9 protein-coding genes and 1 tRNA gene are annotated in these 12,345 nt (G+C 37.2%); 7 read left to right on the forward strand and 3 right to left on the reverse strand.

The genetic code is table 11. From position 1 onward, the window contains the following. The first annotated feature begins 25 nt into the window (after window positions 1–25). Window positions 26–1,513 (forward strand): S10 family peptidase, encoded by a 1,488-nt coding sequence (locus tag EJ994_RS05265; protein WP_126591537.1) that lies wholly within the window; start codon window positions 26–28, stop codon window positions 1,511–1,513. Here EJ994_RS05265 and EJ994_RS05270 read toward each other — a convergent pair. Next, on the reverse strand, window positions 1,510–1,968 hold the full coding sequence (locus EJ994_RS05270; protein WP_206507179.1) for a hypothetical protein: 459 nt from the start codon (window positions 1,966–1,968) through the stop codon (window positions 1,510–1,512). The genes EJ994_RS05265 and EJ994_RS05270 overlap by 4 nt on opposite strands. Before the next feature lie 121 nt (window positions 1,969–2,089). On the opposite strand from EJ994_RS05270, the gene EJ994_RS05275 reads away from it, so the two are divergent. The 3 genes from EJ994_RS05275 (at window position 2,090) to EJ994_RS05285 (ending at window position 5,036) form a co-directional block, all read left to right on the forward strand. Next, window positions 2,090–2,542, forward strand: coding sequence for a hypothetical protein (locus tag EJ994_RS05275; protein ID WP_126591538.1), 453 nt, complete (start codon window positions 2,090–2,092; stop codon window positions 2,540–2,542). Between the two features lie 114 nt (window positions 2,543–2,656). Continuing rightward, window positions 2,657–3,343, forward strand: a complete 687-nt coding sequence (locus tag EJ994_RS05280) for an SGNH/GDSL hydrolase family protein (RefSeq protein WP_126591539.1) — start codon at window positions 2,657–2,659, stop codon at window positions 3,341–3,343. A 7-nt stretch (window positions 3,344–3,350) separates the two neighbouring features. Further along, window positions 3,351–5,036 (forward strand): phytoene desaturase family protein, encoded by a 1,686-nt coding sequence (locus tag EJ994_RS05285; protein ID WP_126591540.1) that lies wholly within the window; start codon window positions 3,351–3,353, stop codon window positions 5,034–5,036. A 10-nt stretch (window positions 5,037–5,046) separates the two neighbouring features. On the opposite strand, the gene EJ994_RS05290 is transcribed toward EJ994_RS05285, so the two are convergent. Further along, the gene (locus tag EJ994_RS05290; RefSeq protein WP_126591541.1) at window positions 5,047–5,913 is read right to left on the reverse strand and encodes a phytanoyl-CoA dioxygenase family protein; all 867 of its coding nucleotides are present in this window, start codon (window positions 5,911–5,913) and stop codon (window positions 5,047–5,049) included. Between the two features lie 267 nt (window positions 5,914–6,180). Here EJ994_RS05290 and EJ994_RS05295 point away from each other — a divergent pair, with 267 nt between their 5' ends. Then, window positions 6,181–7,746 (forward strand): M28 family peptidase, encoded by a 1,566-nt coding sequence (locus tag EJ994_RS05295; RefSeq protein ID WP_126591542.1) that lies wholly within the window; start codon window positions 6,181–6,183, stop codon window positions 7,744–7,746. 108 nt (window positions 7,747–7,854) lie between these two features. On the opposite strand, the gene EJ994_RS05300 is transcribed toward EJ994_RS05295, so the two are convergent. Continuing rightward, window positions 7,855–7,930 (reverse strand) — tRNA-His (locus EJ994_RS05300). Between the two features lie 150 nt (window positions 7,931–8,080). Here EJ994_RS05300 and EJ994_RS05305 point away from each other — a divergent pair. Beyond that, window positions 8,081–10,138, forward strand: coding sequence for a sensor histidine kinase (locus tag EJ994_RS05305; protein ID WP_126591543.1), 2,058 nt, complete (start codon window positions 8,081–8,083; stop codon window positions 10,136–10,138). A gap of 279 nt (window positions 10,139–10,417) precedes the next feature. Beyond that, the gene (locus EJ994_RS05310) at window positions 10,418–12,292 is read left to right on the forward strand and encodes a tetratricopeptide repeat-containing sensor histidine kinase (protein ID WP_126591544.1); all 1,875 of its coding nucleotides are present in this window, start codon (window positions 10,418–10,420) and stop codon (window positions 12,290–12,292) included. Window positions 12,293–12,345: the final 53 nt, after the last annotated feature.

The raw sequence follows: 12,345 nt of genomic DNA on the forward strand, positions 1-12,345 counted from the left end.
TTAGAGGGACTAATTCAATCAAAAAATGAAAAAATTACTTTCTTCCTTACTTGTTCTTACCATTTCGGCTTTTAGCTTTTCACAGGAAAGAACTATCCCCATAGATACAGCAATAACTACGCAACACAGTGTAACGATTAACGGCACTCCTATAAGTTATACTGCAAAAACAGGAACACAACCAGTTTGGGACGAAATGGGTAAGCCAACTGCTGCACTACACTACACGTATTATACTAGGAATAATGTCAAGAATCGCGCTTCAAGACCGTTATTAATTTCATTTAATGGCGGCCCGGGTTCCGGCTCTGTGTGGATGCACTTGGCCTATACCGGACCAAGAGTGCTGAAAATTGATGATGAAGGTTATCCTGTACAGCCCTATGGTGTAAAGGAAAATCCTTTTTCTGTTCTAGACGTGACCGATATTGTGTATGTAAATCCTGCCAATACGGGGTATTCCAGGACAATTCCCGAAACTGGTAAAGAAGTAGATCGCGAAAAGTTTTTTGGCATCAATGCGGATATAAAATATTTAGCGGAATGGTTAAATACGTTCGTGACTCGCAACAATAGATGGCGTTCCCCAAAGTATATCATTGGAGAAAGTTATGGAGGCACTAGGGTAATGGGACTTTCTTTGACACTACAAGAGCAGCAATGGATGTATCTCAACGGAGTAATTATGGTTTCTCCAGCAGATTATAAGGTTATTAGGGTTGGCGGACCCGTATCCGACGCATTAAAACTACCCTATTTTACGGCTGCCGCTTGGCACCATAAGGCCTTACCACCGGAATTACAGGCTAAAGATTTATTAGAAGTTTTACCCGAGTCCGAAGCGTATACCATTAATTCTCTTATCCCTGCAATTGCAAAAGGTGGTTTTATCTCTGATAGTGAGCGCCAAGCAGCTGCGAAAAAAATGGCCTATTATTCCGGTTTAAATGAAAAAGATATTTTAGACCAAAACCTGTCAGTACCCACATCTTTCTTCTGGAAAAACCTTTTAAAAGAAAAAGGTGGTTATACGGTAGGGCGACTAGATTCCCGTTATTTGGGAATAGACAAAAACCTTATGGGTACTAGGCCCGACTATAATTCGGAATTAACTTCTTGGCTTCATAGCTTTACGCCGGCTATTAATTATTATTTGCAAGAAGAACTAAAGTTTAAAACGGATATTAAATATAATATGTTCGGCCCTGTGCATCCTTGGAACAATGAAAATGATAATACTAGGGATGATTTAAGACTAGCTATGGCACAAAACCCATATTTAAACGTGATGGTGCAGTCCGGATATTACGACGGTGCCACTACATATTTCAATGCAAAGTACACCATGTGGCAGGTAGACCCTAGTGGAAGAATGAAAGACCGTTTTAGCTTCAAAGGATACCGTTCTGGGCACATGATGTACCTTAGAAGGGAAGATTTGAAAAATGCCAATGATGACATCAGGGCATTTATCTCAAAAACATTGGCAAACGGAAAAAGTGCCAAATACTAGTTTCCTTGAAGTACTTTTGGGGATATAGCAAGTACGTAAAGGGAAGGATAGGCCTGTTTCCCCTCTTTAGATAATTCTGGAATTAAGAGACCATTGGCTCCTATGGCATCCCTAAATTGCTGTGCACGACGCCTTTTTTTGCGTTGCTTAAAAATATCGATGGTTACTCCTACGCTTGCTCCTCCTAAAACTGTGGCCAACAAGTCGTCATTGTCCCAACCATCATATTGGGCCTTGTCTATACTCTCTTTTGCCAGCCCTATCAAAATACTCCCGCCCACTGAGCCTACAAAGGTCCAGGTCCTGTTTCCCTTTGAAATTTGACTGGCCACACCAGCGCCAACTAGACCATATAGATTGCCTCCTAAAAAATGAAGTGCCTTATCACTTTCTACCTGGGCATTGGTCTTCCAAATAAAACAAAGGAGTATAAGAAGTACAAAAACTTTTTTCATAACATTGCAAAGATATTAATATCAAACAACAAGGTTATTGGAATAACACCACTCTTTTTATTAGAGCGGTAAACAGAAATCAAGATTTAAAAAATATTATCTTAGGTATTTAATACGCCATATGGAAATAAAAACATTTTTAAAAACGCTTAGCTTTATGCATTTGGCACTTGTTATAGGGCTATCTATATTTACCGTGCTTGCTTATACTCAAAATATGGATTTCAATACAGAAACGGACACAAAAAATGTGCTTCTGTATATAGTGCCAATTGCAGCGCTGATAGGTTATTTCGGAAGTCAGTTCCTATTTAAAAAATTACTGATGAGAATTACTGATACGGACTCTTTAGAGGAGAAACTAAAAAAATATCAATCTGCATCGCACCTAAAGTACGCTTTGATAGAAGCTCCGGCATTTCTTGCCCTATTCGCATACTATAACTCCGGAAACGCACTGCCTTTGGTTATCACCGTATGCCTTTTGGTTTATTTATTCGTTCAAAAACCGAGTAAGCAAAAAATCTTAATGGAAATTCCATTAACTATGGAGCAAAGAAGAGAATTGGAGTAAATGACCATGGACATGCTTATGGGGCGTAGGAAGGAAAGCCAATATTTTTTTCGACGCATGCGTCTGGAGTATTATAAATCTCGCTTATCGAGTACTATTAAAACAAACGACATTATGAAAAATTATACGCTAATACTTATGGGTATTTTTAGTTTTCTAACAGGTTTCCAAGAAACCGTAGCACAAGATTGGGCGGATTTAGGCCACTTCAAAAAGGCCAATAATCGTATAGAGGGGCCAAAAGAAAATGAGGACAGGGTGGTATTTATGGGGAATTCCATAACCATAGGCTGGTTGAATGCTAGGCCTTCTTTTTTTAAGGATAAACCCTATATTAACCGTGGTATTAGTGGTCAGACGACACCACAGATGCTCATTAGGTTTCGGCAAGATGTCATAGACCTTCAGCCAAAGGTAGTCGTAATTTTAGCCGGCACAAATGATATTGCTGGTAATACAGGTCCGTCCACTCTTCCAATGATATTGGACAATATTAAAGGAATGGCGGAGCTTGCCGCTGCAAACAATATTAAGGTTATACTATCTTCCACCCTACCCGCTTACGACTATCCTTGGAGACCTGGATTAAAGCCCAATGAAAAAATTCCAGTATTGAATGCAATGATTAAAGCATATGCAGAGACGAATGGTCATGTTTATCTCGATTATTTTTCTGCAATGGCGGACGAACGTAACGGATTACCAAAAAAATATGCAGATGATGAAGTTCACCCAACCGTTGCAGGATACAAAGTAATGGAACCTATGGTAGAAGCTGCTATAGCATCCGCCCTTAAATAAATATTCATTGAAAGAGACCAACGCAAATTGGGATACTATCATAATTGGTTCTGGTGCCGGAGGTCTGGCAGCGGCCATTTGCTTATCTAGAGCCGGTAAAAAAGTATTGGTCCTAGAACAGCATGACGTTCCCGGAGGTTGGTGCCATAGTTTTTATCTTCATGGTCATAGATTTACACCGGGTGTACATTATATAGGTCTTTTAGGCGAGGGAGAAGCTACAAGTGATTTATACAAGGGCTTGGGAATAGCCAACGACCTCGTATTCTTTAGGATGAATCCGAAGGCCTATGAACATGTACATATCGGGGATTATCGTTTTGATTTTCCGGATAATCCTAAAGAATTGGAGGAGCGTTTAATAAAAGCATTCCCCAAAGAGGAGAAGGGAATAAAGAAATACTTAAAGTTGATCCGCTTAGCAAGTGAAGAACTTTATTCACTCCCGTACATTAAGGGGTTCTGGCAGAAACTAACACTACCATACCGTACGCGTCATTTTGGAAAGTATGGCCTTTTTAGTCTCCGCAGGGTTATCAATTGGCATATCAAGGATCCATTACTTAAGAATATTCTAAACATACAGTGCGGTGATCATGGAGTGCAGCCTAGAAAAGCAGCTTTCATCTTGCATGCAGCACTGATGTTCCATTATTTTAAAGGAGGATATTATCCCATGGGCGGTGGCGGTGCTCTTATTAAAGCAATGACCAATGCCATCAAAAAACACGACGGCGTCATTAAAACAAGTACAGCCGTAAGTAAAATAGTCCTGGATAATTCTGTAGAAAAAAAAGCCATTGGCGTGGAACTCGAAAATGGCACCACACTATTTGCTAATAATATAATTTCCAATGCCGATGTAGGAATAACGTATAATCAGTTGGTAGGCCGGGAGAATCTTAGCGCTAAGCTCCTTAAAAAGTTAGATAAAACTATATATTCCTGCACCTCTTTGATGTTATTTTTAACCGTAGAAATGGACCTTAAAAAATCTGGACTAGATTCTGGTAATATCTGGATGATGCCGGACAAAGATGCCGATGATTATTACGATGGCGCTATGCAAAAGGATATTTTACAGGGAGAAGCGTTTGAAGGAATGTTTGTAAGTTGCACTACATTAAAAGATCCCACAAGTTTTGATGGCAAGCATCATAGTATTGAAGCAATTACCTTTATCAATTACCAAGCCTTTGAAAAATTTAAAAACGAGACAGATGAAAGATCTTCCGCCTACCTTGAGTTCAAGGCCAAACTAACCGATAAAATGATAAATGGACTAGAAAAAGTAGTTCCCGGAATCAGAGATCATATTGTTTCTAAAGATTTAGGCACACCGATTACTAATGAATATTACATTAATACAACCAAAGGTAATGTGTATGGCACTGAAAAAAGTTTAAAACATATTGGACCGTTCGCCTTCAAGGCCAAGAGCGAAATAGAAAACCTGTATCTCTGCGGTGCCAGTATACTCTCACATGGCGTTGCAGGCGCCAGCCATTCTGGTGTGGCAACCGCAGCGGTAATTTTAGGATGCACGCCAGATGAGCTTAAAGAACCTCTTCCAGACCAACAGTTAATTGTGTTAGAAGCTGAGGCAGATGCAAACACCTATCCCGAGCACATTAGGAAAAAGATTGATTTGAGACAGAAAAGGGCCAAAGCCAAATTATCGGTAGAAACGTAATACTGAATTTTTATTGGTACAGTAACGGAAAAAACTTACCCTGCATCTTCTCCCCTTTTTTAATAGGTGGTACCCCTTTCAACAATTCTTCATCCGTATTACTTACCGTACCATCAGCAAAGACATTGAGCACAAATGCTCTTCTAGGCCTGTCCGACTTATTTTCAAAGGAACCCTGAACTAGTAGCGGATGATGAAAAGTAGCGTACCCCTTTTGTAGCTCAATGGGTACAGGTTTAAACTCTTCTTTTTGTTGTTCGGTCAGATAGTTCATTATTCCATTCATGTCACCCGCTAGCACCGGTGCCTCTAAAAGCCCCCATTTATGGCTCTTGGGAATATAGTGTAAGCAACCGTTTTCGGTCGTTGCATCATCCAGTCCGGTCCAACAAGTTAAATGCTGCATGGCAACGGTTCTTGTCCAATAGGAATAATCCTGATGCCACGCAACGACCCCGCCATGTTTGGAAGGTTTATAGAAAAGCTGGTCATGCCAAAACCGTACAGATTTATTCTCTAAAAGTTGATGTGCTGCCATTACAAATGCAGGATTCCACAAGACATCGTGGAATCCTTGAGTAATTCTCCAATGTCCTAAAGAATGGAATAATATATTATCAGAATCGGCAGATTCATTACTATGAAATTCATAGAACAACGAATGTCCAGTATAGTTGGGGTCTATAATTTCTGCTAACTCCTTACACAATTGTTCTACGCAATCAGTATCTAAAAGTTTAATACCCGACACATAGCCAAAATCATGAAAATGCTGTACTTGCTCCTTAGTAAGTCTGTACTGTTCCCATTCTTCCTTAGTAGTAGGCCAATTGAACAATTCCGACACCAATTCATGTATATCCGCTAAGTCTTTCATATATCTGTTTGTAAGAATTAATCACTATGAAAGTCAAAACATACGCATATGATATTAATAAACGAAATTTTTAAGACCAATAACGCACCTGAAAAAGCAGATGATCTCAGGGCAAGCATGGGCGGTATTAGTCTAAAAACCTAAATTCTGTTAGACCCAAGCGTTGGAGTGTTATAAATCGTGATCATCACTTAAATTAACTATTATCGGACATGTGCTGTAGACTTCTTTTTTGCTATTTTTGATAAACTTTTGATGACTAATAAAATGAAAAAATCGCTATTAATTATTGCGGGTATCCTTGCCTCTTGTAACAGCGCTCAGAAAACGGTAACTCCTTCTGAACAGCAAGTTACCGTTAAAGCTGTTGACCCTGTTGTATATGCTGAAACTATTACAGAAGGGGAATTAAAAGATCATCTTTACATTTATGCCTCCGATGAATTTGAAGGCCGAGAAACCGGTGAACCGGGACAAAAAAAGGCAATTGCTTATTTGAAAACGGCCTATGAGAAATTGGGTATTCCACCAGCGAAAAAGGATGGTGATTATTTTCAAAAAGTACCGCTAGAAGTAAGTAAACTTCCTGTAGGTAAACTAATCCTTAACAATACCGATTATTTACAGGGAGAACATGTCCTGACGTTCAATGCTGCGGATTTTTCTGATGATGAGATAGTCTACGTGGGTTATGGTGTTGAAGAAGACACGTATTCTGATTACAAGGGAATGGACCTAATGGGTAAAATTGTTCTCGTTAAATCCGGTGAACCAAAAAACACTGATGGAACCTATAAATTATCAGGAACAGAAGAACGGTCAATGTGGAGTAACATGTCCGAATCATTAGGTAAGAGAATTGAGCTCGCAAAGGATAAAGGTGCCAGAGGGGTGTTGTACTATGACGATAGCAATTTCAGTCGTTTTAAGAGAAGGTTCGATTATATGAGGACCAATGACAGCGGGCGCATGAGCCTAAAGGATAATGCGTCAGGAGATTTCTCAAGTATTTTTATTGATGAAACTATGGCAAAGGCTATATTTCCCGAAATAGCCGAAAACCATACTCCTTCCCTATTAGAAGCAAAGGTTTCCTTAAATTTTGAAAGCTCCAATGATGAAGTAAATTCGGAAAATGTCGTTGCCATACTAGAAGGGTCGGAAAAACCGAACGAATACGTAATCGTTTCTTCTCATCTTGATCATATCGGCGTTACGGCCAGTGGGGAAATTAACAATGGTGCTGATGATGATGGCTCTGGAACTGTAGCCCTTTTAGAAATTGCTGAAGCTTTCAAAAAAGCCAAGGACGCCGGTAACGGACCAAAACGATCTATAGTATTCTTGCATGTAACAGGAGAAGAAAAAGGACTTTTAGGCTCTCAATACTACACGGATGTAGCTCCCATATTTCCTTTAGATCAAACGGTAGCAAATTTAAACATTGACATGATAGGAAGAATAGACCCCGCGAGAGAAGGTGATAGAAACTACATTTATCTTATAGGGTCGGACAAGCTAAGTACCGAACTGCATGAACTCTCCGAGGAGATAAATTCAAAATATGCAAATATAGAATTAGATTATACCTATAACGATGAGAACGACCCTAACCGTTTCTACTATAGAAGCGATCATTACAACTTTGCGAAGAATAACATTCCTATTATATTCTATTTTAATGGTACGCATGCGGATTATCACAAGCCAAGTGATACACCCGATAAAATAAACTATGATTTATTACAGAATAGGTCAAGGCTTATTTTCCACACTGCTTGGGAAGTAGCGAACAGAGAAAATCGCGTAGTAGTTGATAAAGCCGGAAAATAATTCTATACCGCTACAACTTTAAACAAGATTTTGAGATTATATATTGGTAATTTACACGACAATAAAAAACCCGAACATTAGTTCGGGTTTCTTGTTTTAACGCTCTTAGGGTGGAAGACCGGGTTCGAACCGGCGACCCTCGGTACCACAAACCGATGCTCTAACCAGCTGAGCTACAACCACCATATAATAGCGGTGGCAAAGGTAGATTTTTTTAAAGTATATTTCAAAATAAAAGAAGCTTTATTTAAAACATAATTCTCAAATTTATTATCTACATTAGACATCATATCGCATTGCCATAGTTGGTAATTTAACAGCCAAGGACTTTAAATTGATTATAAAAATAATATTCAAATCTAAGATTTCATTCTCTTGCATTCTTTTCTTCCTCTTAGGTCTTCTACTCAACGCTCAAGATTCATCAAAGGATAGTTTAATTCAACAAATCCAAACGATTAGAAATGAAGGAGAACAAGGGATAAAAAGTAATATTTACGTTGATTTGTTGACGGAACTAGCTGTAAAGTATAGATACAGAAACGCGGACAGTATTTTATTATTAGCGGACGAAGCCTTAAAATTATCCGATAAAACAAATTATACTGATGGCAAAGCTTTCTCTTTATTGCGAAAAGCGGACTACTATTCCGATACGGGCAAAGAAGAGAAAGCCAATGAATTGTATACGCGATCGAAAAAGTTAGCTGCTGCATCCCGTAATCCTATATTAAGAGTAGAGATCTTAAAGAGTATCGCCACACACGAATTCGTAAGTCAAAACCTCGAAAACACCGTTAAGGCCTCCTATGAAGGTATTGAGATAGCCAGCGATAATAAGTTGTTTGAATTGGAATCCAAACTAAGGCATAATTTGGGGTATTGCTACAGTTCTTATAAATTATATGATGAAGCACTTGTAGAATATTTAATAGCTGATAGTCTTTGGACATTAGCAAAAGGAAATTCGTATCAGAGGGCAACAACATTATCTAACATTGCACTGAACGCTATAGAAAAAGGAGATTTAAATCTTGGCAAGAGTTATAGTGAAGAAAGTATCGCTATCCTTGAACAGCAAAATGAGCCGCTTTGGCTATCAAGGGTTTATAGAACAAAATGCAGGTATTATATTAAAAAACAAAATTACGAAAAGGCTTTAAAATGGATTAAAAAATCCGATAGTGCGCTATCCATAATTTACAATCCACGAGATCAAATGGAAATTGATTTAACAAGATCTACCATCCTTAACAATTTGAATAATCAGAGTGAAGCTAAAAAATATGCATTAATTACGTTGGAAGCGGCCTTGAGTTTCAAAGATTCGCTTACACAGGCTAAATCGTATGACATTCTAGAAAAAATAGAGGGACAAACAAAAAATGCCTACGCATATCATCAAAAAAGTGAAAAAATAAGAAGTTTACTAAATGAGAACGGTAAAGTACAAAATTTAGCGCTACTTAGAGCTAAGATGGATTTCGCAAAAGAAAAGGAAAAACTCAACTTGAAAAACTTAAGAAACAACTTAACACAACAAAAACATTTTCAGTGGATAACCGCTGCGCTCTTAACAACAATCATCATAGCTTTAATTGTCTATAAATCTAATAGAAGGGAAAAACTACTGAACAAACAACTCGAAGAAAAAACAAAAATTCTCTCTGAAAGTCAGACAATATTAAATCAAATTAACAATAATCAAGATAAGCTTTTCTCAATCGTTGGTCACGATTTAAGAGGTCCTATCGTCTCCTTAAGAGAGCTTGTTGATTTTACCTTGGAGAATAAATCAGGTAAGGAATATTTCACCAGGTTTGCCCCTAAATTAAGAAAAGATTTAGACCACATACATTTTACATTGGACAATCTTCTGAGTTGGGGCCAGTCGCAAATGAAAGGGGCTACTATTCGCAAAGAAGCCATAAACCTTATAGAAGAATTCAAAACCATACACCAATTTTGTCAAAAAACATTAGACCAAAAAAGTATAACTCTAAAACAAGACCTTTCAGAGAATTTAGAAGTAAGCTGCGATAGAAATCATTTTAATATCGTATTTAGAAACTTAATCTGTAATGCTACTAAATTCTCTAACGAAAATGGAACCGTAATCATAAGCGCGGTAAAAAAAGAGGGTAACGTCGTTATCAGCATTAGGGACAATGGTATTGGCATGTCCCAAGAGGTTTTGAACAAGGTGTTCAATAGTTCAGAGCATTATTCAACGTTCGGTACCAATAACGAAAGAGGAACAGGGCTTGGGATTAAACTATGTAAAGAAATGTTGAAGAGAAATAATGGTTCTATTTGCCCGGAAAGTAAGGTGAATTCAGGAACTATTATTTACGTTGCACTGCCCATTGCAAAGCGTCAGCAATCAGCATGATTGATTTACACTACACATTTTAACGTTATAAATTTATTTCTACTTGATTGGTTATTTGATTATTTTTAAAACGCAACAAATCAACTTCTTAGTTTTGGAATATTAAATAAAACAAATCAGCTATTGTATAAGCTTCGCATTTTTGTATTAGTTTTCTTTCATCTCAGTTTTTTAAAGAGTTTTTCCCAAAACTCTAAAATAGATAGCCTTAGAACTATCATTTTCAACTATGAAGCTACAAATCCTAATTTTGAAAGAGACACTGTGTACATTCGACATTTGCTGAATTTAAGTACCAATTTTCGTTATATTAATTTGGATAGTGTGTTAGTCTATGCAGAGACTTCCAAAAAATTAAGTGATCCCATTGGCTATAAATACGGCGTTCTAGCCTCCAACAAAGAAATAGGTAATGGTTATATGCTAAAGGGCGATTATGAAAGAGCGAAAGAGATACACCTAAAAAACTTAGTCGATACAAAAGTAAATAAAGAACATAAACTCGTAACGGAAACGTACAACTCTATATGCTATATCTACATACGAAATAGTAATTATCCTATGGCATACAAGACTTCTTTAGAAGCAATAGACTATGCATATGAACATAAGGACTACAAAAATACAATTGTAATGAAACTAAATGTAGGCGTTATGTTCTCATTACTGAAGGATTTTGAGAATTCGCTGCGTTACTTCAATGATTGTTTAAAATATCAAGAAATCTATGACATAAGAGTAAATGAAGGTATGGTACATGCAAATATTGGGTATTCCTATTTACATTTAAAAGAATATCAAAAAGCGATAGACCACTTAAGTAAAGCCCTAGATATTTTCAAGAAATCCCAAATACCTCAATGGCAAGCATTTACCTATGTGACCTTGGGTAAAGTATTTTTCGAAAAAAACGACCTAAAAAAAGCACTTGAATTCTTCAAGAAGGCTGAAAACGAACATAAACAGATTGAGGATAAGAAAGGTACTATAGATATGAAAATAGGATTAGCAAATACCTATTTTCTATTAAAGCAACCAGATTTAGCCAAACAGTATGCCAAAAAAGCGAAGGTTTTGGCAGAAGACCATAGGTATCTAGAAGGGCTACTAGGTTCATCAGAAATTTTATATAAGCTCAGTAAGAGTAATAATAGTTGGAAGGAATCACTTGTTCATTTAGAATATGCCCGTAAAATAGGAGATTCAATCTCTTTTGAAAAAAACAAGAATATTCTTTTAATGGATGAGGCCAGACTTAACTACAAAAAAGAAAAAGAAAATATTAAAGCTTTGGCGGACAACACTATAGCGAGACAAAAAAGATATGTTGCATGGGCACTAATTGCATTTTTTATAGCCGTTTTGGCGGCCTTGTTCATATACAGGTCTAATAGAATGGCAAAACATTTAAATAAAAAACTTGCTGATCAAGCGCAAACACTCTACGAAAGTCAAAGAAGCCTTAATCGAATCAATAAAAATCAAGAAAAGTTATTTTCCATAGTCGGGCATGATCTTCGAGGACCTATTGTGTCCCTTAAAGAACTTGTAGGTCTAAGTCTGGAGAGCGACTCTGGAGAGGAGTATTTTTTACGTTTTGCGCCAAAACTTAAAAACGATTTAGACCACATTCACTTTATGTTGGACAATCTTTTGAATTGGGGTCAAAACCAAATGATGGGTGCGACGTTAAAAGCTGAAACAATTGATGTAAGAGATGAAATGATGGCCATAATACAGTTATTTCAAAAAAATATCGAGACCAAAAAAATTACACTTAACAACAACATAGAAAACGGAACTAAAGTCTTATTAGATTTGAACCACTTCTGTATCATTTTTAGGAATTTGATAAGCAATGCCATCAAGTTTACGCAAGAGCACGGCACTATTGATATTAATGGTATTGAGGTAAAAAACCAACTAAAAATTACCATTAAGGACAACGGGGTCGGTATGAGTAAAGAAGTTCAAGAGAAATTATTCAAGAATGCAGAGCACTATACGACTTTTGGTACGAACAATGAAAGAGGTACCGGTTTAGGATTATTGCTGTGCAAAGAAATGATAGAAAAAAATAATGGTACAATTCATGTAGAAAGTGAATTAAGAAAGGGAAGTGAATTTCACATATACCTTCCCACAAATACGTAACAGAATTACGGCTCCAATACTTTTTGAGTCACATCTAAATTCAATCATTCTAG

The sequence above is a fragment of the Maribacter sp. MJ134 genome (assembly GCF_003970695.1).
Lineage (GTDB): Bacteria > Bacteroidota > Bacteroidia > Flavobacteriales > Flavobacteriaceae > Maribacter.

Coding starts and splice junctions, on each gene's coding strand:
- EJ994_RS05290 (WP_126591541.1), bottom strand. CDS start 5,913: ATGAAAGACTTAGCGGATATACATGAATTGGTGTCGGAATTGTTCAAT.
- EJ994_RS05295 (WP_126591542.1), top strand. CDS start 6,181: ATGAAAAAATCGCTATTAATTATTGCGGGTATCCTTGCCTCTTGTAAC.
- EJ994_RS05270 (WP_206507179.1), bottom strand. CDS start 1,968: ATGAAAAAAGTTTTTGTACTTCTTATACTCCTTTGTTTTATTTGGAAG.
- EJ994_RS05265 (WP_126591537.1), top strand. CDS start 26: ATGAAAAAATTACTTTCTTCCTTACTTGTTCTTACCATTTCGGCTTTT.
- EJ994_RS05280 (WP_126591539.1), top strand. CDS start 2,657: ATGAAAAATTATACGCTAATACTTATGGGTATTTTTAGTTTTCTAACA.
- EJ994_RS05275 (WP_126591538.1), top strand. CDS start 2,090: ATGGAAATAAAAACATTTTTAAAAACGCTTAGCTTTATGCATTTGGCA.